The sequence below is a fragment of the Mycobacterium neumannii genome, assembly GCF_048452905.1.
In the GTDB taxonomy this organism is placed as follows: domain Bacteria; phylum Actinomycetota; class Actinomycetes; order Mycobacteriales; family Mycobacteriaceae; genus Mycobacterium; species Mycobacterium neumannii_B.
On sequence record NZ_JBCGVF010000002.1, the window covers coordinates 1 to 21637 of the forward strand.

The window sequence follows — 21637 nt, forward strand, 5'->3', positions numbered from 1 at the left end:
ACATCGGCAGATGCGGCGCCGGGTTCGAACCCGCGGTCTCGACGATCTTGATGCCCGAGTCGACGATCACCTGCCGGTACTCGTCATATGGCGGCGGGTTGATCGTCGGCAGGATCGTCAGGTTGACGCCGAACGGCTTGTCGGTCAGATCGCGGCACTTGGCGATCTCCTTGGCCAGGTCGGCGGGCGTCGGCTGAGTCAGCGCGGTGATGAAGCCGAGCGCGCCCGCATTCGCCACTGCCGCAACGAGTTCCGCGCGGCCAACCCACTGCATCCCACCCTGCACGATGGGATGCTCGATTCCGAACGTCTCGGTGAACTTCGTCCTGATCGTCATCGCGGCTCTACCTCCGCCCTCTTCTCTTCGCGCAAGCGCTCATCGCGGGGCCATCCGGATCGCGCCGTCCAAGCGGATCACTTCACCGTTGAGCATCGGGTTCTCGACGATGTGCACGGCCAGCGCGCCGTACTCGTCGGGATCGCCGAGGCGCGCCGGATGCGGCACCTGCTTGCCGAGGGACTGCTGCGCCTCCTCCGGCAGCGAACCCAGCAGCGGGGTCTTGAACAGACCCGGTGCGATCGTGACGACGCGGATGAACTCACGGGACAGGTCACGCGCGATCGGCAGCGTCATCCCGACCACGCCACCCTTGGACGCGGAGTAGGCGGCCTGCCCGATCTGGCCCTCGAACGCCGCGACGGACGCCGTGTTGATGATGACGCCACGCTCGCCGTTGATTGGCTCGGTCTTGGCGATCCTCTCCGCCGCCAACCGCAGCACGTTGAACGTGCCGATCAGGTTGACCTCGATGACCTTCTTGAAGCCGTCGAGCGGGAACGGCCCGTCCTTGCTCAGCGTCTTGATCGCGTTGCCGATACCCGCGCAGTTGACGTTGATGCGCAGCGGGCCCATCTTCTCGGCCGCGTCCAGCGCCGCGCTGACGGCGTCGGGATCGGTCACGTCGGTCTCGACGAACTGGGCACGGTCACCGAGCGCGGCGACAGCCTCTTCGCCCTTCAGGTCGATGACGACCACCGATGCGCCCCTGTCGAGCAGGCGCTTGGTGGTGGCCAGGCCGAGGCCCGATGCACCACCGGTGACGACGGCTACGGCGTCCTTGATCTCCACTTTGAGGGTGTTCCTTTCTCTATGCCCAGTCTCGTAAGACGGCTTCGGTGTCGGCTCCGGGTTGGCCTGGCGGCGTGGGTGCCGACGGCGCGCTGCGGGAGAACCGCGGCGCGGGCATCGGTTGCAGGTGCCCGCCGTCAAGCGAATCAACACGGTAGAAGGTGTTGCGCTCGGTGATATGAGGTTCGGACTCGACCTCGCTGAACGACAGCACAGGCGTCACGCAGGCATCGCTGCCTGCGAAGACCTCGGCCCAGTGATCGCGGTCCTTGCTGGCGATGACCTCGGTCAACTTCGCGCGCAGCTCCGGCCAGCGGCCCGCGTCGTTCTGGTCGGGAAGGTCGGCGTCCTCCAGCCCCAGGCCCTTGAGGAACGCGGCATAGAACTGCGGTTCGATGCACCCGACCGCGATGTAGCGGCCGTCGGCGCAGGTGTAGGTGTCGTAATAGGGCGCACCACCGTCGAGGATGTTGACCCCGCGCTGATCGGTCCACAGCCCGTCCTGCAGAAAGCCCCAGATCATCTGCGACAGCACGCTCGACCCGTCGATCATCGCGGCGTCGACCACCTGACCCTTGCCCGAGTTCTGCCGTTCGAACAGCGCGGACAGGATGCCGACGAGCAGGAACATCGAGCCGCCACCGAAGTCGCCGGTGAGGTTCAGCGGCGGCACCGGCCGTTCGCCCGCGCGCCCGATCGAGTGCAGCACACCGTTGAGCGAGATGTAGTTGATGTCGTGGCCGGCCTGCAGGCGGCGCGGGCCGGTCTGACCCCAGCCGGTCATGCGCCCGTAGATCAGCCGTTCGTTGACCTTCGCGCAGTCCTCCGGGCCGAGACCGAGCCGCTCGGTGACACCGGGGCGCAGGCCCTCGATCAGCACGTCCGCTTTCGCGACGAGCCGCAACACCAGTTCGCGGCCTTCGTCGCTCTTGAGGTCGGCGGCCACCGAGCGACGGTTGCGCAGCGTGGCCTCGCGCTTGCTGGTCGGCACTCCCCCGAGCTTGCCAGGCCGTTCGATCCGAACGACGTCAGCGCCCAGATCGCCGAGGATCATCGCCGCGTGCGGGCCGGGTCCGATGCTCGCGAGTTCGATCACCCGCAGCCCTTGCAGAGGTCCCGCCATGCTTACCGCCCTTCGTTGGACAATCGCTTCCGGATCGCCGACATAGCTTACTTGTATAACCAAGTCGTCCGGTTCTAGGGTGCAGTGCATGACAACCCTCGATTCGGGCGCACCCACATACACCGGTATCGATGCTCTGAGGGTCGACCTCGCCGACGGTGTGCTTTCGGTGACGCTGAATCGGCCCGACAGCCTCAACTCGCTGAACCGGGCGATGCTGGCCGGTATCGCCGAAACCCTCCAGACCGCGGCCACCGATCGGCGGGTCAAGGTGGTGCGGCTCGGCGGCGCTGGCCGTGGCTTCTGCTCGGGCGCCGGCATCGGCGGCGACGACCAGGCGCAGAAGGAGGTCGACGGCCCGGCCTCGGTGCTGGACGCCGCCAACGATGCGGTCCGCGCGATCGTCAACCTGCCCCAACCCGTTGTCGCGGCGGTGCACGGTGCGGCGGCCGGCGTCGGCGTCTCGCTGGCGCTGGCCTCGGACGTCGTATTGGCTTCGGACAACGCGTATTTCATGTTGGCGTTCACCAAGATCGGGCTGATGCCCGACGGCGGGGCTTCGGCGCTGGTGGCCGCGGCGGTGGGGCGCACCCGTGCGGCCCGGATGGCGCTTCTTGCCGAAAAGGTCTCGGCGCGTGAGGCATTCGAGTGGGGTCTGGCGGCCGCGGTCTATCCGGCCGACGAGTTCGACGCCGAGGTCGACAAGGTGCTCATCTCGTTGAAGTCGGGACCGGCGGTGGCGCTGCGCAAGACCAAGCACGCGATCAACGCGGCAACGCTCACCGAGTTCGAGCCCGCGCTCGGACGCGAACGCGAAGGTCAGTTGACGCTACTGACCTCGCCGGACTTCATCGAGGGCATCACGGCGTTCCAGCAGCGCCGCGGGGCCAACTTCTCCGACTTCTAACCCCTCTCCCCTGCCGCGACTGACCGTGTTCGCACCGCGACACGCGGCGTTCGTGCGTACAAAAGTGGTCGCTCGCACGAAGAAAAATCGGTGGACTCGGCGCCCACGCGTCGGCAACCATCGACAGGTGAGTACGCAATTCGAGATTCAACAGCCGGTGCGCAACGCCGGTGGTTGGCGCGTGCTCGCACCGTTCCGCAACCGCGAGTACCGCCTGCTGATCGCGGCGGTGACGTTGTCGATCTTCGCCGACGGCATGTTCGCAGTGGTGCTGGCCATGCAGGTCATCGAACTGAACAACGACCCCGTATCGCTGTCGATCGTGACGACCTGCTTCGGCGGCGCGCTCGTCGCCTTCGTGCTGGCCGGGGGGATCGCCGCGGACCGACTCTCCCAGCGCGCGATCATCATCGCGGTCGAGACGGTCAACGTGCTCGCCTCGACGACCATCGCGGTGCTGGGAATGCTTGGCGCACTGCAGATCTGGCACTTGGCGGTGGGGGCGGCGGCCCTGGGCGCAGCGGCGGCGTTCTTCTTCCCCGCCTACAGCGCGATCCTTCCGCGGATCCTGCCGCCCGAGCAGCTGCTCGCGGCCAACGGCGTCGAGGGCGTGGTGCGCCCGGTGTTCCAGCGCGCGATCGGCCCGGCCGCCGCCGGAGTGATCGTCGGCGCGACATTCCCCGCATTGGGCGCGGTGGCGGTGGCCGCCTTGTTCGCCATCGGCCTGGTGTTGCTTGTCGCGACCCGACCGGCACTGAAACCACCTGCGGCACAGGAGCACACACACGTGCTGCGCGATCTTCGCGACGGCTTCGTGTTTGTGCTCGGCACTCCGTGGCTGTTGTGGACGCTGCTGTTCGCGAGCATCTTCGTACTGGTCGTCCTGGGACCGATCGAGGTGCTGCTGCCGTTCATCGCCAAGGACCGCTTCGCCGAGGGCGCGCGGATGTACGGCTTCATCCTCGCGTTCTTCGGGCTGGGCAGCGCGCTCGGGGCACTCACCGTGTCGTCGGGCCGTATGCCGCGCCGCTATCTGTCGGTGATGATGGCGATGTGGGGTCTCGGCGCCACCCCCCTGATCGTGTTCGGCTTCACCTCGTCGTTCGCGGTGATGGCGGCCGCGACGTTCGTCATTGGGTTCACCGACGGCACGGGAATGGTCATCTGGGGCACCCTGCTGCAGCGACGGGTGCCGACGGCGATGCTGGGTCGCGTGTCGAGCCTGGACTTCTTCGTCTCGCTGGCATTCATGCCGGTGTCGTTCGCGATTGTTGGACCGCTGTCGAAAGTCGTTTCGATACAGACGATTTTCCTCGTCGCGGGCATCGTGCCCGTGCTGGTGGCGGCGGTCGCGGTATGGGCGGCCGGCATGCGTCGTGACGAGCTGGCCCACCCGTTGCGCTGATTCAGACGCCGAAGATCGGCGGCAGCGCGAGCACCATGACCAGGCCCCAGAAGAAGTGGGTCAGCATTGGTGCGAGTATGCCGCCGGTCATTCGCCGCTCGAACGCGCAGATCGTGCCCAGGATGATCGCGGCGAAGCCGAGCATCGGGTTGCCGGTGGTGGCCGCGGTGGCGATAACGTAGAAGATCGTCGAGATCAGTATCGGTTTCATCGTGCCCAACGCCGTGTAGAGCGCGCCGCGGAAGAACATCTCCTCGGCCAGCCCGTTGATCACGGTGATGAACGTCACCAGGACCAAGGGTCCGTAGTTGGCGTATTCCAGTACGCGAGTGATGTATTCGCTTATACCGGGAATCTCGCGCGCAATCAGGCCGCCGACGACGAACACCGCTCCCAGCGCCAAACCCACTGCGGTGCCGGTGATCACGGGCCGTTGATTGCGGCCGCGGAAACGGAGGCATCCCATGTGCAGCGGGCCGGACAGGAACGCGCCCAGCGCCCACACCCCGGCCAGGGCCAACGTCAGCCAGTAGAACGACGAGTCGCCCGGTGGGCGGGTCAGCGAATAACCGAGCAGCGCGGCGCCGATGACGAGCACGACCGCGACGACGATGCGCCTGCGTCGTATGACGCTGGGTGGTTCGTGGTGCGGAACGGGGCACGCGCTGACGATCTCGCGGACCTCCCGAAGCAAGCCGGGGCGCGTCTGCGTCTCCTCCGTCACGTCAGATCGACCTTAGGCACGAAATGCAGCAGCGTGTCCACCCCGGTGCGCACCGCCCCGGCGACGGGTCCGGGCACCCCGCCGATGAGCCCGAGCGCGGGCCTGACGACCGACGGTGTGACCGCACCGGCCACCCGTTGCAGACGCAGCGTGTCCCCGCCCGCCCAACCGGGGTCGGTGTCGGCGAGGTGGTGTGGGTCGGTGAGCTCGTCGACGGGTCGGCGCCGACGGCTCGACAGCGCCCGCGTGATCGACTCCTCGACGCCGATCAGCCCGGCAGGCGGATCCGGCACCAACTCGCGCAGCCGAGTGTCGGAAGCCATCATCGGATGGTCCAGCGACTGCACCAGGTCGGCGGCGAGTCCGCCGGGCACCGGCAGCACCACCCCCGTCACCCACGAGACGAGACCGGTGTCGACGCCGTTGACCGGCAGCTCGGCCCGCCACTTTCCGGCGATCCGCGCATACGTGCGCAGCAGCTCGGCATACGACGTTGTTTCGGCGCCGGTGATGTCGTACGCGCCGGCGGGCACACGCTCGCTGTCGGCGGCGGCGACGAGGTAGTGCAGCACATCGCAGATCGAGATCGGGTCGATCGGGTTCACCGACCACGACGGCATCGGGATGACCAGGAACCGATCGCCCACGTAGCGCAGCATCTCGAACGACGTCGACCCCGCACCGATGATGATGGCCGCGCCGAGCCACACCACGTCCGGTCCGCCGTCAACGTGCAACGCCTCGGCGACTTCGGCGCGGCTCGCGAGGTGTTCGGACAGCTCGTCGCCGTCGGGCACGAACCCGCCGAGGTACACGATGCGACGCACGCCGGCGTCCTTGGCCGCCCTCGCCACGTTGGCCGCCGCGCGGTTGTCGGCCTCGCGGAAATCGGGCTGCCCGATGCCGTGTACGAGGTAGTAGACGACGTCGATCGGGCCGGCGTCGGCGAACGCCGACCGCGCCGAGGCTTCGTCGTGGGCGTCCAGCGCGACAGCGTCGACGCGATCCTGCCACCCGAACTCGGCCAGCCGGTCGGGATTTCGGCTGGCGGCGACCACCTCGTGGCCCTCGGTGAGCAGTTCGTTGACGAGCCGGGAGCCAACGTAACCGGTCGCGCCGGTCACCAGAGTGCGAACACGTTTCACGGTAGGGCCTGTACCCGTATCGGACCCGGGAGAATCCCGGGAGAATCTAGGCCTTCGCGTCTCGGTGCAGATCGATCAGATGCTGGTACACCTGCGCGTTGTAGCGGTTGTGATTGACCTCTGCGTCACTGAGGTCCCTTCGCACCTTGCCCGGGACCCCGGCGACCAGAGTCCGCGGCGGCACCACGAAACCCTGCGGCACGACCGCGCCCGCGGCGATCAACGCGCCCTGTCCCACCGTCGCGCCGTTGAGGATGACCGCCCCCATGCCGATGAGCGCCCCGTCCTCGATCACACAGCCGTGCAGTACGGCGTTGTGGCCCACGCTGACCTCTTCGCCGATGCAGACTGGGAACTCCGGGTCGACGTGGACCGTCACCCCGTCCTGGATGTTGGTGCCGAAGCCGACCTCGATGGGCTCAGCCTCGGCCCGCAGCGTGGCGCCGTACCAGACGCTGGCCCGCGCCGCGAGCGTCACGTCACCGATCAAGCTCGCGTTGGGCGCCGCCCACGCCTCGGTATGCAGCGACGGCGTGCGACCACGAATGGGAACGATCAGCGGCTCAGGCATGCGGCTCATCGTATGCATCGGCCTTTCACCGCCGTTCGGGGCACTATGTGGGCAGATTGACAAAGCCCAGGTCAGAGGGCCCGCAGCAGGTGTTTGGCGAGGTGACGACTTTGGCAGGCACGCAGCACTGCCTCTAACATGCCTTTCGACCTGTCTAGCTGAGGAGCCGTAAGTGAAGACTCGCACCAGCAAAGCCCTTGGTGCCACTGCCGGGATCGCCGCGATCGCCTTTTCGGTGCCGCTGGCCGTGACCGCATACGCCGATCCGCCCGCACCCGCGCCCGAGCAACCGGCCGAGCCGACCACGACTGCGGTGGTCGAGATCCCGAACCCCGAGGGGAAGGGCTGTGACGCCTTCAAGGAGGCGGTGCCCGACTGGAAGGCCCTGAACAACCTGCCCGTGGGCCAGGCGCTGCAAGCCATCCCGGAGGCCAGCACCTTCTACTCCGCGATCTCGGGCGGGTTCAATCCCGCCGTGAATGTGGTGCCCGTGCTGGAGAACGGCCCGTACGTGGTCTTCGCGCCGACGAACGAGGCGTTCGCCGCGCTACCGCCCGCGCAACTGGACGCGCTGAAGGCCGACCCCGCCGCACTGACGGATTTTGACTACTACCACGTGTTCCTCGGTTTGCTCGGACCCAAGGACGTCAAGGGTCAGCGGCCCACCCAGCAGGGTGCGGAGATCAAGGTGACCGGTGAGAACGCCGACGTGACGATCAACGACACCGCCAAGGTGGTCTGCGGTGGCATCCAGGCGGCGAACGCCCGGATCTACCTGATCGACGCGGTGCTCGACCCGGCCAACGCGCCCGCGGCCGTCACGCCGTCCGCGACGTCGACCAGCGAGACGACCACCACCCAGACGACGACCGAGACCACCGAGCCGGCCCCGCCGGCGGAGTCGATGCCGGCAGGTGACGCTCCGATCGGCTGATCTCGCCCGAACACGCGAAAGCCCCCGAAATTCCGTTGTTTCGGGGGCTTTGGCGTTGGGCTGGCTGACGCCTAGACACCAGGCCGGCGAGCCGGCTATACGCCCAAGTCGCGGCCGATGATCTCCTTCATGATCTCGGTGGTGCCACCGAAGATCGTCTGGATGCGCCCGTCGACGTAAGCCCGTGCGACGCGGTACTCCATCATGTAGCCGTATCCGCCGTGCAGCTGCACGCACTGGTCGACGACCTTCTTGGCCACCTCGGTGGCCCACCACTTGGCCTTGGCCGCCTCGACCGCGGTCAGCTCACCGTCGACCACACCCTGCAGGCAGCGGTCGATGTAGTTCTCGGTGACCTCAAGCTCGGTCTCCATCTCGGCGAGCAGGAACCGGTTGTGCTGGAAGCTGCCGATCGGCTGGCCGAAAGCCTTGCGGTCCTTGGCGTATTGCAGCGTCTCGTCGAAGACCCCGCGGGCCCCGGCGATGGCCGAGATCGCGATGCCCAATCGCTCGGAGGGCAGGTTGGTCATCAGGTGGTAGAAGCCGCGACCTTCCTTGCCGAGCAGATTGGCGTTGGGTACCCGCACGTTCTCGAAGTGCAGCTCGGAGGTGTCCTGGCTGTGCAGGCCCATCTTGTCGAGCTTGCGACCCCGGGTGAAGCCCTCCATGTCGCGCTCCACCACGAACAACGAGAAGCCCTTGTGGCCGGCCTCGGGATCGGTGCGCGCGACGACCACACACAGGTCGCAGTTGATGCCCGACGAGATGAATGTCTTGGAGCCGTTGATGATCCAGTCGTCGCCGTCGCGCACCGCAGAGGTGCGGATGCCGGCCAGGTCGCTGCCGGCGCCCGGCTCGGTCATCGCGATCGCGATGATCAGCTCACCGCTGGTGATGCCCGGCAACCAGCGCTTCTTCTGCTCGTCGTTGGCCAGCTCCTTGAAGTACGGGCCCACGACGTCGTTGTGCAGGCTCAGCGCCGGTCCGTGCACGCCGGACCTGGCGGTCTCCTCGTCGATGATCGCGTTGAACCGGAAGTCATCTGAGCCTCCGCCGCCGTACTCCTCGGGCATGTTGAACCCGATGAGGCCGTACTTGCCTGCCGCGGTGTACGCCGACCGGTCGACGATGCGCTCGGTCTCCCACTTCTCCTGGTTGGGCACGAGCTCGCGCTCGATGTACTCCCTGACGGTCTCGCGGAACGCCTCGTGTTCGGCGTCGTAGATGGTTCTTTTCATCTGTTGCTTCTCTTCCTCGCGCAAGCGCTCGTGAGGCGCTTACTTGGCCTTCCAAACGGGCTGGCGCTTCTCGGCGAATGCCAGCGGTCCTTCTTTGGCGTCCTCTGAGCGGAGCACCGTCGAGATCTCACGAATGGTCCTCGACCATCCGTCTTCGTCACCAATGATGACGCCGTCGTCGACACCCATCGCCACCCGCTTGCTCGCCCACACCGCAAGCGGCGCATTGCTGGTGATGCGTTCGGCGAGCTCGAGTGCGGCCTCGACCGCGGTGCCGTCGGGCACCACCCGGTTGATCAGACCCCACTTCAGGGCATCGGCCGACGACATCGACTCACCCGTGAACAGCAGCTCCATCGCGACCTTGCGTGGCAGGTGGTCGACGATGCGGAACACCCCGCCCGCGGCGGCGATGAGGCCCCGCTTGACTTCGGGCAGACCGAATTTCGCGCGCTCTTCGGCGATCACCAGATCGCTGGCGAGGGCGAGTTCGGTGCCTCCGCCCAGCGCGGTGCCGTTGACCGCGGCGATGGTCGGCTTGTCGATGTAGTGGCGCACGTACCCGGCGAAGCCCCACTCGGCGTGGTCCGGGTGGAACAGGTTCTCCCGTCGCGCGATGGCCTTGAGATCGGCTCCGGCGCAGAAGGATTCCCCGGCACCGGTGATCACCACCGCGCGCACCTCGGAGTCCTCCTGCGCTTGCTGCAGCGCATCGCCGACCGCTGTGCTGACCGCGCTGTTGACGGCGTTGCGGGCCTCCGGCCGGTTGATCGTGATGAGCATGACGTTCCCGCGGCGCTCGTTGAGCGCCGCGGGCGTCGTCACAGTTTCCGTCACAGCAGCTCAAGGATGGTGGCGTTGGCCTGCCCACCACCCTCGCACATGGTCTGCAGACCGTATTGAATGCCGTTGTCCCGCATGTGGTAGAGCATCGTGGTCATGATGCGCGCACCGGAGCCGCCCAGCGGGTGGCCGAGCGCGATCGCACCCCCGTTGGGGTTGAGCTTCTTCTCATCGGCGCCGATATCCTTCAGCCACGCCATCGGCACGGGCGCGAAGGCCTCGTTGACCTCGAACACACCGATGTCCGACAGCTGCAGGCCCGACTTCTTCAGCGCCTTCTGAGTGGCGGGGATCGGCGCGGTCAGCATGATGACCGGATCGGATCCGGCCAGCACCGCGGTGTGCACCTTGGCGATCGGCTTGAGGCCCAACGACTTCGCCTTCTCCGCACTCATGAACAGCAGCGCCGCCGAACCGTCGGAGATCTGGCTGGAGTTACCGGCGTGGATGACGCCGTCCTCCTTGAACGCCGGCTTCAACTGAGCCATCTTCTCGATCGGTGTGCCGCGGCGGATGCCCTCGTCCTTGAGCACGACGCTCTCAGTTCCGTCCTCGTCCTTGGCTTTGATGCCGACGATCTGATCGTCGAACGCACCGGAATCCTGGGCAGCGGCAGCCTTCTCGTGCGAGTCGAGGGAGAACTGATCGAGCGTGGTGCGGTCGAAGCCCCACTGCTCGGCGATCATCTCGGCGCCGATGCCCTGGTTCGGGGTCTGGCTGTAGCGGTTGCGGAACGCCTCGGGGTAGGGATGACCGCCGTTGGCCAGCGACGAGCCCATCGGAACACGCGACATCACCTCGACGCCACCGGCGACGACGACGTCGTAGTGACCGGCGACCACGCCCGCGGCGGCGAAGTGCACCGACTGCTGGCTCGACCCGCACTGGCGGTCGACGGTCACACCGGGCACGCTCTCGGGCCAGCCGGCCGCCAGCACGGCGGTTCGGGCGATATCGAGCGCCTGCTCGCCTGCCTGCATGACGCAGCCCCAGATCACGTCGTCGACCAGCGCGGGATCCACGCCGGCGCGCTCGACGAGGCCGTTGAGCACCTGGGCCGACAGATCGCCGGGGTGAACCCCCGACAGCCCGCCGTTGCGCTTGCCGACGGGCGACCGTACTGCCTCGACGATGACGGCTTCAGCCATGACGCTTCTCCTTCGAAGTTCGATGATTCACCCACACACGCAGGGGTCCACCCCCGAACGTAAACGAACAAGGTTTACTAGGTCAACCTACTGGTTGGTGGGGCGTGGTTGGGCAGGTGGCCGCTGGACGATTCTCGGGTGCGGTGAACGTAACGGAGGTTCGCCCTGCCTGGTCATTCGGGTTACGGTTCACGTCCGTCCGGGCGCGTCCCTGAGGGTGCCGGCCACAAGTCGCTTCACCCGAAGTATCCGCCACACATGGTTTACTGAGTTGCACAGCTGGCCGCTCGGTCAGCCGCAACGTGGGAGTGGGAGTGGCTCGAAGTACACCGCTGGCGCCGATGATCGGCCCGGACGGCGTCGGCGCCGGAACGACGGTGCGGTCACCGAAGACGGCCGAACTCGTGGCCGGAACGCTGCGCCGCATGGTGGTCGACGGCCAACTCAAGGACGGCGACTTCCTCCCCAACGAAGCGGAGCTGATGGCCCACTTCGGGGTGAGCCGGCCGACCTTGCGGGAGGCGGTCCGAGTCCTGGAGTCCGAACGCCTCGTCGAGGTGCGGCGCGGTTCGCGCACCGGCGCTCGCGTTCGCGTACCCGGCCCCGAGATCGTCGCCCGCCCCGCCGGTTTGCTGCTCGAGTTGTCCGGCGCGACGATCGCCGACCTGATGACGGCGCGCGCCGGAATCGAGCCGATGGCGGTGCGGCTGCTGGCCGAGTCCGGTTCGGCCGAGGCGTTCGACGAGCTCGACGGCCTGCTCGAAGAGCATGTGCCCTCCGGCTGGCAGAACGACACCTTGGCCGAGACGACGGGCGACTTCCACAGGCGCGTCGTCGAGTTGTCGGGCAACGCGACGCTGTCCATCATCGCCGGCATGCTGCACGAGATCACGGTGCGCCACAACGCATTCCTGTTCAAGGAACGTCGGCCGGTCTCCCGGGCCGACTTCGACACGTTGATGCGTTCGTACCGGAAGTTGATGCAGCTGTTGAGGTCTGGCGATGGCGCGGCCGCTGAAGCGCATTGGCGCAAGCATCTCGACACCGCGCGGGATCTGCTGTTACAGGGACTCGAGGATGTCCAGGTCCGCGACGTCATGGGCTAGGGAGCATCGGCGCTGTCCTTCTGCCACGTGACGTGAACGGGGACCGTGTCATCCCACGGTTGGCGTGTCACCATGTCGGCGACGCGGATGTAGCCCCGCTCGAACTCCCCTGTTGCGGCGTCGACCAACCGATACTGCTGGGTCTGCCGATGAATCGGCTGCCCGTCGATCAGCACGACGATGATTTCTCCCGACTCGAAATTGCAGCGCTTCTGCAGGGCCTCGATGAGTTGTTCGTTGTGCATATGGCCGTCGCCGAAGTTCCAGCCGATCGCGGTGCTGCAGATGCGCTCACCGTCGGTCAGCACGTAGTCGTCCTCGTTGCGCCCGGCCATCGCGCGGTGGGCGAGGGTGAACATGGCACGACCGTGAGAGTTGAACGCGCGGAAGGCGTATCCCATATAGAGATACATCTGGGCGGTCTCTGGGCTGCCGTAGTACCGCTCCATCTGCGCCTGCGGCATGCTCGCGATCGAGACGACGTTCTCCTCGATCTTCGCCGAGGCTGACGGTTTCACACACCACAGCCCGGTGTCCCAGTTGCCCGCGTAGTAGCGCATGCCCGGAAGGAAGGACACCTTGCGCGGGAACAGGTTTCCCAGAACCACGGTGCCAGCGACGACGGCGAACAACACGATCGGCCATGGGCTTCCCAAGTCGCCGAGTCCGATGCCCGGATGCCCCACGAAGAGCGCCAGGACCGCGAACATCATGAAGACGTTCCACTCCAGCGGCACGCCCATCGGGATCGAGGACAGGATACCGAAGTGGAAGACCAACATCACGAATGCGGCGATGTAGGTCGGCCAGCCTCCATGGGAGAAGAACAGCACCAGCGGAACCAGGCCTTCGATCGCCGTGCTGAAATGTGCCAGCCACCGTGATGCGCGCCCCGGTCGCAGATCGTCCGGAAAGCGTTCGAAGAACTTGCGTTTGATCCACTTGGGCCGGAACACCGGGTTGTTGCTCATCATCGTGGAGATGACGAACGGGAAGTGTTTGTTGAGCTTCGACGTCGCTGCGCCGAGCCAGATCGTCAGGCAGACCAGTTTGGCCGCGATGATGATGTCGGGCCCGGCGAACAGGAAGCAGACCGCGAGCGAGGCGTACACCTCGCCGCGGGCGGCCAGGAAGATCACCTTGTCGCGCAGACCCAGCACGGCGAGAACGCCGAGGATGGCGGCGATCTGCCACACCGGCAGCACGCCGACCGTCGTCCCCAGTTCGGGTATCGGTCCGGTGCCGTCGGAGCACAAGGCCACGACCAGCAGCACCAGCAGGGCGGCGTAGAGCAGCGCATCGAACGGTGTGCGGGTGTCACCTTTGGTCAGCGGGATGCGGGTCGGCCACGGAGGTAGCCGAATCGTGTTCGGCCGCAACCAGTACAGGATCGATCCCATCGGCGGGAAGAAGCGGTTGTTGAGTGGTCCGAAGCCGCAGCCGAGGCCGACGACCTCGAACAGCATCGTGTACAGCACGACCTTCTCGAACACGATCGGCTCGTTGTACCAGGCGGCGACGTTGGTGAACCCGTCGATCCCGGTGGTGCCGATCGCGATCAGCCATGCGCCGAGGATGTAGAGCAGGATCTTGACGACGTAGAACAGGTGCAGGACCACCGGCGTCCCGAATCCCACCTCGGCCCAGTGCCGGGCCATGGGCACGATCTTCTCCGCGCGGCTGCCCTTACTCCACTCCTCGTAATCGACGACAGGCGCGTCCTGTTTCAAGAACCCCATGGGAACACAGACTAGAACGTGTTCTAGCTATGTAGGTGCGGTATCGCGCCGGGCTGTCGTCAAGCGTCGGTCTTGGCGGGCGGCCGGTAGAAGATCGCCAGCTGACCGATGCCGCCGAGTAGGCCGAGGCCCAGCGAGATGACCAGACCCCACCAGCCGTGCAGCAGGTCGTAGAAGTTCGTCGAGCTGAACAGCAGGTGGTCGAGGCTGAGCTTGCCCGCGCCGATGGTCGCGATGCCGACGGCAGCGGCGGCGAGCACGAGGTTGTACTCCCAGCCTTCCTTGACGATGAAGAAGCCGTTGGCCCGGTGCACGGTCCACGCGGCGACGAGCATGAGCGCCACGAAGCCCGCGGCCGGTATCGGGGTGAGCAGGCCGAGCGCGAGACCGATGCCGGCCGCCACCTCGGTCGTCGCGGCGACTCGGGCATGGAACTTGCCCGGCTTCATCCCCATGCTGTCGAACCACCCGGCAGTGCCGCTGAGGCCTCCGGGTCCGAAGAACTTGTTGTAGCCGTGGGCGGCCATGGTCAGGCCGAGCACCACGCGCAGGATCAGCACTCCGACGTCGTAGGCAATCATGCAACAAAATCTAGGCCATGTGTTAAACCGCTGCCCAGCCCCCTCGCATGATCGAGTGATCATTTACCCCCACGCCCTGCGTGCGTGCCGAGCCCGCTCACTTCGCCCGTCCCACACTTCGCGCTGCCCACCGGCGTGAACAATCTGCCCGTTACCCCAGGCGTTCGACGCCGCCCGCAGGTTTTATCCCCAAGTTGGGGTTCATCCCCAGATGCGCTCTATCCGCTGGTTGAGCGACGGCTGGGTCGATAGATTCGATCACATGTTCGATGAGCTGGTGGCAGCTGCCGACGGCGCCCGGGGTGCGGGTGCGGTCGGGGCGTGGGCTCGGGTGGAAAATGCCGCCTGCGCGCGCCGGCTGGCCGCGGCCGCCGACATACTGGAGCGTTTGATCGCGGAAGCCGGAGCTATCGACCGCGAACAGTGGTGCATCGACAACTGGACGATCGCCGCCGCCGAGGTCGCCGCCGCCCAAGGCGTCTCCCTGGGAGTGGCGTCCCACCAACTGCTTCTGGCCGACGATCTGCGCCGGCGCCTACCGCGCGTGGCCGAGGTGTTTGCCACCGGGGCCATCACCTACCGCACAGTGGCCGCAGTGGCCCACCGCAGCCGCCTGGTGCGCGATGCGGCCGCGCTGACCAAACTCGACACCGAGCTGGCCACCCAACTCAGCGGGTGGGGCACCCTGTCGACTGAGAAGCTGCACACCGCGATCGACACCTGCGTGGACCGCTACGACCCCGCCGCAGTGCGGCGCACCGAATACGCCGCACGCGGACGTCACGTCGATATCTACGATCCGGCCGACGGATCAGGCACCGCCACCATCGAAGGCACACTGGTGGCCACCGACGCCGACGCCCTCGATGTCCGCCTGGACGCCATGGCCGCCGCGGTATGTGCCCACGACCCGCGCACCGCCGAACAACGCCGCTCTGATGCCCTGGGCGCCATCGCCCACGGTGCTGACCGCCTGGCCTGTGCGTGCGGGCGCCGCGACTGCGACGCCGCCGCACCCACTGCCAGCGCGGTCGTGGTCCATGTGATCGCGCGCGAGGAGTCGCTTCGCGATGACACTCCGGCCATGCTCGACGGGCACGTGCCCTACAGCCAAGAGCACGAACCCGCCGGCCCGGCGACCACCGACCCGGCCTACCTGATGGGCAAAGGGCTGCTGCCGGCCCCACTGCTGGCCAGCAAGCTGGCCGCCACCGCCACCCGACAACCCATCATCCATCCCGGCAACGCCGCACCTGAACCGCGCTACCGGGCCTCGGCACGCCTGGCGTGGTTCGTGCGCTGCCGCGATATGACGTGCCGGTTCCCCGGCTGTGATGTGGCGGCCACCGACTGCGATCTCGACCACACCATCGCCTATCCCGTCGGGCCCACCCAAGCCTCCAACCTCAAATGCTTATGCCGCCAACACCACCTGCTGAAAACCTTCGCCGGCTGGCGCGAAGTCCAGCACTGCGACGGCACCATCGAATGGACCTCCCGACAAGGCCAGACCTACACCACATACCCCGGTAGCCGGTGGCTGTTTCCCGAACTGTGCCGCCCCACCGCCCCCGCCATCATCGACCACACAGCCGACACCGACAGCGACGCCAATGAGGCGCGCACCCTGAAAATGCCGCGTCGCAAACAAACCCGCACCCAAGCCCGCGAACAAGCCATCGACGACGAACGCCGCCACAACCAACTCTACGTCGACCAGCACCTGGCCGAACGCAACAAACCCCCACCCTTCTAGGCGTGTTGGGCGGTCAAGGCCGCCGCCAATCTCTCGGCGTAAGAGTCGATGTCGCCGATCGTGGACTCGGCCGCATGCACGCTGACGGCGATGGTGTCTCCGATGCCGTGTACGCCGTGCGTCACGCCCATCATCGGAGACAGCCCCGGAAATCCAGCCGTGAGCACCACCGGTGAGGTCCCGAAAAGTAGGTCGGCAGGTCCACGGTTCACGCTGGAGACGACGGTGTTCCCCGTGACCGTCGGGGAGCGCCGTGTCATGTCGAACTTCTTTACGCCATAACGCAGTAACGATGCCGGCACTGCAGCAGACGCCCTACCAGAAGCAACCATCGCCGGATGGGCGGCCCTGCGCCGGCGTTGCTCCAGGTCCTCGGCAATGCGCGCAGCACGTTCATGGAATGGCAGATCCGGATACAGGCCCACACCCACATTGCCGAAGTGATTGTGGGCGCGTCGCTCGCCCGTCCTCGCCATCGGCACCTCGGCACCCAGCAGCGATGGGTCATCACCGAATTCACGCAAATGCGCGGCCAACGCCTCGGACGCCGCGGCCAGTGCACCGATCGTCACCGTGGGCCCTGGCATCTTTGAACGCCGCATAATTACCGTCCGGATGCTGCGCAAGCCTTCCGGCCGCGCATTGCTCCGCAACGCAGGACGCGAATCCGCTTGCGGCGGAATCGATCCTGCCGACGTATCTTGTACCAACCCGCGGTGGGCCCGCGCAGCAGCATAACCACGCCACGGCAGCCTCAACCCCGGGAACCGCTCTGAAGCCGGAACATTCGACACGATCTCTCTCCGCCCGAACAACCACGCCGCCAACGCTGATGACCGCACACCGTCCCCGAGCGCGTGCGCCACTTGCACCACCGCCACCGTGCCGAGTCCCGCTCCGGGAACGTTCTCGACAGCCGGGAAGATGTGGATTCGCCACGCCATGATCCGCGGATCGAGTTGGTCCGAGCTCAACAACCCCGCCACGATGGCCAGACAGTCCGCCCAACTGCTCCCCGCGGCGTGCATCACGAACTGGTTCGGCGTGACGTCCGCGGGCACCCACTGCGGATATGTCAGCGGATTGCCATCACGCACCCGCAGGCGCAGCTCAGCACAGCCCCGCGCCCGGTCACGGATTCGCGCTAGGGCCGACTCGACGTCGGCCACGGGCCCCGCGAAACTGTAGAGCAGAAACTGATCGCTGGGAATCTTCGCCGACATCCAATACGTCTGCGCATCCACCGCAGCCAGTCGCCGCCCCATGTCCCCCAGGCTAAGCGCGCGCTGAGCCGATGAAGTCGAGGATGTGCCCCGCGACGGCTTCCGGCTGTTCCAGCTGCAGGAAGTGACCGGCTCGCTCGACGGTGGCGACCTCACTACCCTCTGGCAGAACCCGCCTCACCCATCGGGTGTAATCGGCTGAGGCACAACCATCGTCGGTGCCGTGCAAGTACAGAGTCGGAAGCTGCGGCGCCGACAGCCAATGCCGGTGCAGTTCGGCGTACTGCGCGGGTGGCTTGCTGTTGCGCACGGTGGCCCGGTAATACCCGAGAGCGGCACGCCAGTTCTCGGGCGCACCGATCGCGTCGAGAACGTGGGCGACGTCCTCGGTGGCGTCGTAACCCGGCGACCACTGGCGCCACAACCGGGGCACCACCCACGACGCGGATCGCTCGGGAAGGCCGGGTAATTGGAAGTACATGATGTACCAGCTGCGGAGTAACTGGCGTGGCAACTGCGCGGCGAGACGGCCCGCATCGGGCGTCTTGCCAAGGGGCCGGAACGCCGCGGCCAACGGCACCGACATGATGACGGCCTTCGAGAACGGGCTTTCAGGCATCGCGGCGAGCCCGGCACCGGCGATCGCTCCCCAGTCATGCCCAATCAGCACGTCGCGGTCCGTCGGGCCGGCCGCGTCGAGCACCCGCAGCGCATCGTCCATCAGCGCGCCGACGTGGTAGCTACCGTCGGACGCGGTCGACGACGGTGCGTAGCCTCGCATGAACGGCGCCACCACCCGCCATCCCGCGTCGACGAGTAGCGGTGCGATTTTTCGCCATCCGTGCGCGGTGTCGGGAAAACCATGCAGGCACAACGCAATCGGCGCACCGACGGGGCCCGAGCTTAGGGCACGCAGCTGTACGCCCGGCGCATCGACGTCGATGAGTTCGGGTTCGGCCACTACGCCCCTACACCGGCTCGAACTTCGAGATGAGCCAGTCGCCGTCGATCTTCTCCAACGTCACCCGCACACTCGACGCGGTATCCGTCGGCGCGTCCTGCCCCATGACCACGGTCTGGTTGACGAACACCAGCACCACGGCCTCCTCGGAATCGGCAGACACGGATGCGGCCGCCGGAACGGAAGCCACCGCGGAGATCTGCTTCTGCTGTGCGCCGGGGATCACCACGTCGTTGATGAGCCCGGTGTAGGACTCCTCGAACTCACCGGTCAACAGGGAGCGTGCATCGTTGAGCTGCTGTTCGACGGTGTCCGGCTTGTATGACAGCATCGCCACCGTGCTGTCCTTGGCGGCCTGGACCGATTCGGCGCGCGCAGCGTCCGCATTGCGCACGGAGTTGTCGACCCACTTCAGATAACCGGCTCCGCCCGCCAGCAGCAGCGCAAGGGCGGGCAGCACACCGAAGGTGAAGACACGGGCCCAGTTGATGCCTCGCTTGCCGGTGGACTCGGCAGTGGCTGGCTCGGTTGTCTGCGCTGCCTCGGTCGTCTCGGCCGACTCCGAAGTCGCCGCTGATTCGGTCGCGGTCGTCTCGGCCGGCGGGGTGGCTTCCGCGGCCGTGGTCGTCTCCGCCGCCTCGGTCGTCTCCGTCGGGGCGGCCGGCGTCGTTTCGGCCGTCGATTCCGTCAGCTCGACCGCCTCAGAAGCCGGCGCCGTGCCCTTCTCGGCGGACTCATCGGTGGGCTCGTTGTCTCGTTTGCGCCGCGGAAGTCGATGTCTATTGCTCACGGTACGAACTCCACATTCGAGATCTTGGCCTCGTCCTCGCCGGTCTTCTGCACCGAGATCCTCATCCGCCAGGACCGCGGCGCCTGCTCGGGCGCCCCGGCATTGGTCGTATTGACGGTCACCGCTACCAGCACCTTGGCCTCGTTGTCGTTCAACGACTCAATCCCCGCCTCGGCGATCTCGCCCTCCGACTTCGACTGCGCCTGCTTGACGACCTCGATGAACGGTTGCGCGCGGGCCTGGAAGTCGTCGTAGAACGTTCCGGTCGACGAGTCCAAGACCCGTTGCACATCCTGCTCGGCGTGCTCGTGGCTGATTGTCGTGAGGTTCAACGCGCCCTGCCGCCCGACCTGCAGGAAGAGGTTGCGCAGATCCTCGGACTGCTGCGACTCGTACGCCCGGTACCCCAGCCACCCGGTCAGCGCCGCGAGTGCCACCACGACCACCAGGCCGACGATCGTCGCCAACCGGACGTGCGACATCGGCGCCTTGGGCGGGGCGGGCTCCGCCTCGCCCTCGGCGGTGTCGGCGGCGTCGTAGTCCGCGACGTCGGCAGCCCCTGTCGTCGAAGCAGTCGGTGTCGTCGAAGCAGCCGGTGCCGTCTCGGCAGGTGTCGTGGACTCGGGACCTTCGGCCGCGGCGTCCTTGCCGGGTGTGGTCTCGTCTGCCATCTAGGTTCCTCTGCGGCCCAAGGGCCAGGTCGGGGTCGGGTAGACAGGTCGGCTACAACTTACGTGTCCGACACCATAGCGTCGGAGCCTGCCCAAGAAACGGCACCACGTCCGTGCCGATATCGATACTGCAAAGATCAGCGTCAGCTCCCCGGCGGGACGAGCATCGACTGCCACGGCCGCTCGCCGGCCGCACCGTTTGCCAGGTTGGACTGGGTGTACACCTTGCCGTCCGGTCCCACGTATTCGCCAGAAGCGGGGTCATATTCGGCGGCCGCGACGGGCAGCGGCGGCGTACCCGGCGGAGGCGGCGTGATGGCCACGGGCACATCCGGGGGCACATGCGGGATCGGCTGCCCGGACAAGGTCGCGTTCGGATCGCCCTTCCAGTTGTAGCCGTCGTTGAGCGGCACGTACTGCTCGTTGCTCTCGCACATCTGCCACGTCGGAGCCCGCTTGCCCGGCACCGTGATACACGGCAGGTTGCGGGCGCCACGGACGTTGAACGGCGCATCCTGCGGCGTCCGGCAGTACAGATCGCCCTCCGGCCGGTCGGGGTAATCCTCGAAGACCGGCACACGCTGCTGCTGCGCGGGCAGGAACCCCGTCGTACACGGCGGCGGCAGGTTCTGCGGTGGCAACGGCAGCGGCGCGGGCAGCGCGGGCAGGATCGCATTGAGGTTGAAGATGAGCGAGTCGCCCATGTAGTCCTGCTTGGTATTGCGCTTGTGCACACCCACGGCCTGTGTGACGGCGGTGCCCTGCGGCAACAACACCAGCAGCTGCTCGAGGCTGGGCTGGTAAGCGAGCGCCACCTCTCCGATGCTGACCAGGTTGGCCAACACGATCGGCAGGGTCGGCTGCAGTCGTTCGAACAGGGCGCGCACCTCGTCGGCGGCCCCCGGCCCCTTGGCCAGGATTCCCGACACCGCCGGATCCTGGCTCTGCAGTTGACCGCTGATGCTCGCCAGGTTCGCCGCCCACGCCTGAATGGAGCCGGCAGTCTCGGTCTGGGTGTCAAGTATCGGCTTGGACTCATCGATCAGTGTGAGCAGCGGATCGAGGTTCTTGCGGGCATCGATGGCCAGCGTGGCGCTCCCCTGGACCAGCCGGCGCAGCTCGGGTCCGAGCCCGCCCACCGCGGTATAGGCCTCGTCGACGACGGTCCTCAAGTTCTCTTGCGGAATCGCCTGCAGCCCTCGGGCCGTATCGTCGAGGACCGTATTGATGTCCGTCGGAACAGTGGCGCGATCCAACGGGATCACATCGCCGTCCTTGAGCTCCGGGCCCTCGCCGCTACGTGGGAGCAGCTGGACGTACTGCTCGCCGACGGCGGACACGCTGTGCACCTCGGCTTCGAGGTCGGCGGGGATCCTGACGTCGGAGTCCAGCGACAGCACCGCCTCGACTCCCCTGTCGGTGAGATCGACGCTTTTCACCTCACCGACCTGCACACCGCGGTAGGTGACGTTGCCCCGCGGATACAGCCCGCCCGTCTCCGGCAATTCGAGCGTGACGCGGTACTGCCCGACGCCAAGGAGGGTCGGCAACCGCATGTACCCAAAGACCATGACGGACAACGCAATGATCGCGATGGCGGAGAAGATGGCCATCTGAATGAGGATCTGACGGGTCATTCGCAT

Annotated in this window: 21 protein-coding genes; 5 read left to right on the forward strand and 16 right to left on the reverse strand. The window is 66.7% G+C overall.

Annotated elements, in window-relative coordinates; genetic code table 11:
* The 3 genes from AAHH99_RS04540 to AAHH99_RS04550 form a co-directional block, all read right to left on the reverse strand.
* The coding region (locus AAHH99_RS04540) for an NAD(P)H-dependent flavin oxidoreductase (RefSeq protein WP_418767612.1) at positions 1-337 on the reverse strand (337 nt) is incomplete at its 3' end.
* Between the two features lie 39 nt (positions 338-376).
* Positions 377-1129 (reverse strand): 3-hydroxyacyl-CoA dehydrogenase, encoded by a 753-nt coding sequence (locus AAHH99_RS04545; RefSeq protein ID WP_418767613.1) that lies wholly within the window; start codon positions 1127-1129, stop codon positions 377-379.
* 19 nt (positions 1130-1148) lie between these two features.
* Positions 1149-2252 (reverse strand): CaiB/BaiF CoA transferase family protein, encoded by a 1104-nt coding sequence (locus AAHH99_RS04550; protein ID WP_418767614.1) that lies wholly within the window; start codon positions 2250-2252, stop codon positions 1149-1151.
* 88 nt (positions 2253-2340) lie between these two features.
* Here AAHH99_RS04550 and AAHH99_RS04555 point away from each other — a divergent pair, with 88 nt between their 5' ends.
* Both AAHH99_RS04555 and tet(V) read left to right on the forward strand, forming a co-directional pair.
* Positions 2341-3159: an enoyl-CoA hydratase gene (locus AAHH99_RS04555; protein WP_418767615.1), complete on the forward strand. Its 819-nt coding sequence runs from the start codon at positions 2341-2343 to the stop codon at positions 3157-3159.
* Between the two features lie 157 nt (positions 3160-3316).
* Positions 3317-4564 carry a tetracycline efflux MFS transporter Tet(V) gene (tet(V), locus tag AAHH99_RS04560; RefSeq protein ID WP_418767863.1) on the forward strand — a complete coding sequence of 416 codons (1248 nt, stop codon included), beginning with the start codon at positions 3317-3319 and terminating at the stop codon, positions 4562-4564.
* A 1-nt stretch (position 4565) separates the two neighbouring features.
* Here tet(V) and AAHH99_RS04565 read toward each other — a convergent pair whose 3' ends face one another.
* From AAHH99_RS04565 to AAHH99_RS04575, 3 genes are read right to left on the reverse strand one after another with little or no spacing between them, the layout of a single operon-like run.
* Complete coding sequence (locus AAHH99_RS04565; protein ID WP_418767864.1) at positions 4566-5258, reverse strand: lysostaphin resistance A-like protein; 693 nt, start codon at positions 5256-5258, stop codon at positions 4566-4568.
* Between the two features lie 26 nt (positions 5259-5284).
* On the reverse strand, positions 5285-6433 hold the full coding sequence (locus AAHH99_RS04570; RefSeq protein ID WP_418767616.1) for an NAD(P)H-binding protein: 1149 nt from the start codon (positions 6431-6433) through the stop codon (positions 5285-5287).
* A 46-nt stretch (positions 6434-6479) separates the two neighbouring features.
* A complete protein-coding gene (locus AAHH99_RS04575; protein ID WP_418767617.1) occupies positions 6480-7004 on the reverse strand; it encodes a gamma carbonic anhydrase family protein in 525 nt (174 codons plus the stop codon).
* A gap of 172 nt (positions 7005-7176) precedes the next feature.
* Here AAHH99_RS04575 and AAHH99_RS04580 point away from each other — a divergent pair, with 172 nt between their 5' ends.
* Positions 7177-7938 (forward strand): fasciclin domain-containing protein, encoded by a 762-nt coding sequence (locus AAHH99_RS04580; protein ID WP_418767618.1) that lies wholly within the window; start codon positions 7177-7179, stop codon positions 7936-7938.
* 95 nt (positions 7939-8033) lie between these two features.
* Here AAHH99_RS04580 and AAHH99_RS04585 read toward each other — a convergent pair whose 3' ends face one another.
* From AAHH99_RS04585 to AAHH99_RS04595, 3 genes are read right to left on the reverse strand one after another with little or no spacing between them, the layout of a single operon-like run.
* Positions 8034-9176, reverse strand: coding sequence for an acyl-CoA dehydrogenase family protein (locus AAHH99_RS04585; protein ID WP_064397639.1), 1143 nt, complete (start codon positions 9174-9176; stop codon positions 8034-8036).
* A gap of 39 nt (positions 9177-9215) precedes the next feature.
* Positions 9216-10013 carry a crotonase/enoyl-CoA hydratase family protein gene (locus AAHH99_RS04590; protein ID WP_418767619.1) on the reverse strand — a complete coding sequence of 266 codons (798 nt, stop codon included), beginning with the start codon at positions 10011-10013 and terminating at the stop codon, positions 9216-9218.
* Positions 10010-11167 carry a thiolase family protein gene (locus AAHH99_RS04595; protein WP_418767620.1) on the reverse strand — a complete coding sequence of 386 codons (1158 nt, stop codon included), beginning with the start codon at positions 11165-11167 and terminating at the stop codon, positions 10010-10012. The genes AAHH99_RS04590 and AAHH99_RS04595 overlap by 4 nt, the downstream gene beginning before the upstream one ends.
* 314 nt (positions 11168-11481) lie before the next feature.
* Here AAHH99_RS04595 and AAHH99_RS04600 point away from each other — a divergent pair, with 314 nt between their 5' ends.
* Entirely contained in the window at positions 11482-12273 is a 792-nt protein-coding gene (locus tag AAHH99_RS04600; protein WP_418767621.1) for a FadR/GntR family transcriptional regulator, read from the forward strand.
* On the opposite strand, the gene AAHH99_RS04605 is transcribed toward AAHH99_RS04600, so the two are convergent.
* Complete coding sequence (locus AAHH99_RS04605) at positions 12270-14012, reverse strand: DUF3556 domain-containing protein (RefSeq protein WP_418767622.1); 1743 nt, start codon at positions 14010-14012, stop codon at positions 12270-12272. The two genes, AAHH99_RS04600 and AAHH99_RS04605, sit on opposite strands and share 4 nt — an antisense overlap.
* Positions 14013-14071: 59 nt before the next feature.
* Positions 14072-14593, reverse strand: coding sequence for a DoxX family protein (locus AAHH99_RS04610; protein ID WP_418767623.1), 522 nt, complete (start codon positions 14591-14593; stop codon positions 14072-14074).
* 262 nt (positions 14594-14855) lie between these two features.
* Between AAHH99_RS04610 and AAHH99_RS04615 the strand changes: the two genes are divergently transcribed.
* Positions 14856-16349, forward strand: a complete 1494-nt coding sequence (locus tag AAHH99_RS04615; protein WP_418767624.1) for a DUF222 domain-containing protein — start codon at positions 14856-14858, stop codon at positions 16347-16349.
* Here AAHH99_RS04615 and AAHH99_RS04620 read toward each other — a convergent pair.
* The 5 genes from AAHH99_RS04620 to AAHH99_RS04640 form a co-directional block, all read right to left on the reverse strand.
* Positions 16346-17614, reverse strand: a complete 1269-nt coding sequence (locus tag AAHH99_RS04620) for a DUF1298 domain-containing protein (protein ID WP_418767625.1) — start codon at positions 17612-17614, stop codon at positions 16346-16348. The genes AAHH99_RS04615 and AAHH99_RS04620 overlap by 4 nt on opposite strands.
* A gap of 10 nt (positions 17615-17624) precedes the next feature.
* Positions 17625-18533: an alpha/beta fold hydrolase gene (locus AAHH99_RS04625; protein WP_418767626.1), complete on the reverse strand. Its 909-nt coding sequence runs from the start codon at positions 18531-18533 to the stop codon at positions 17625-17627.
* Positions 18534-18540: 7 nt separating this feature from the next.
* Complete coding sequence (locus tag AAHH99_RS04630; RefSeq protein ID WP_418767627.1) at positions 18541-19323, reverse strand: hypothetical protein; 783 nt, start codon at positions 19321-19323, stop codon at positions 18541-18543.
* Positions 19320-19994: an Mce protein gene (locus AAHH99_RS04635; protein WP_418767628.1), complete on the reverse strand. Its 675-nt coding sequence runs from the start codon at positions 19992-19994 to the stop codon at positions 19320-19322. Before AAHH99_RS04635 ends, AAHH99_RS04630 begins: the two co-directional genes overlap by 4 nt.
* Positions 19995-20137: 143 nt before the next feature.
* A complete protein-coding gene (locus tag AAHH99_RS04640) occupies positions 20138-21637 on the reverse strand; it encodes an MCE family protein (protein ID WP_418767629.1) in 1500 nt (499 codons plus the stop codon).

Excerpts from the sequence above, each read along its gene's own strand:
- AAHH99_RS04610 (WP_418767623.1), bottom strand. The coding sequence starts at position 14,593 with ATGATTGCCTACGACGTCGGAGTGCTGATCCTGCGCGTGGTGCTCGGC.
- AAHH99_RS04605 (WP_418767622.1), bottom strand. The coding sequence starts at position 14,012 with ATGGGGTTCTTGAAACAGGACGCGCCTGTCGTCGATTACGAGGAGTGG.
- AAHH99_RS04640 (WP_418767629.1), bottom strand. The coding sequence starts at position 21,637 with ATGCGAATGACCCGTCAGATCCTCATTCAGATGGCCATCTTCTCCGCC.
- AAHH99_RS04615 (WP_418767624.1), top strand. The coding sequence starts at position 14,856 with ATGTTCGATGAGCTGGTGGCAGCTGCCGACGGCGCCCGGGGTGCGGGT.
- AAHH99_RS04595 (WP_418767620.1), bottom strand. The coding sequence starts at position 11,167 with ATGGCTGAAGCCGTCATCGTCGAGGCAGTACGGTCGCCCGTCGGCAAG.
- AAHH99_RS04585 (WP_064397639.1), bottom strand. The coding sequence starts at position 9,176 with ATGAAAAGAACCATCTACGACGCCGAACACGAGGCGTTCCGCGAGACC.
- AAHH99_RS04575 (WP_418767617.1), bottom strand. The coding sequence starts at position 7,004 with ATGCCTGAGCCGCTGATCGTTCCCATTCGTGGTCGCACGCCGTCGCTG.
- AAHH99_RS04550 (WP_418767614.1), bottom strand. The coding sequence starts at position 2,252 with ATGGCGGGACCTCTGCAAGGGCTGCGGGTGATCGAACTCGCGAGCATC.
- AAHH99_RS04620 (WP_418767625.1), bottom strand. The coding sequence starts at position 17,614 with ATGGGGCGGCGACTGGCTGCGGTGGATGCGCAGACGTATTGGATGTCG.
- AAHH99_RS04555 (WP_418767615.1), top strand. The coding sequence starts at position 2,341 with ATGACAACCCTCGATTCGGGCGCACCCACATACACCGGTATCGATGCT.
- AAHH99_RS04635 (WP_418767628.1), bottom strand. The coding sequence starts at position 19,994 with ATGGCAGACGAGACCACACCCGGCAAGGACGCCGCGGCCGAAGGTCCC.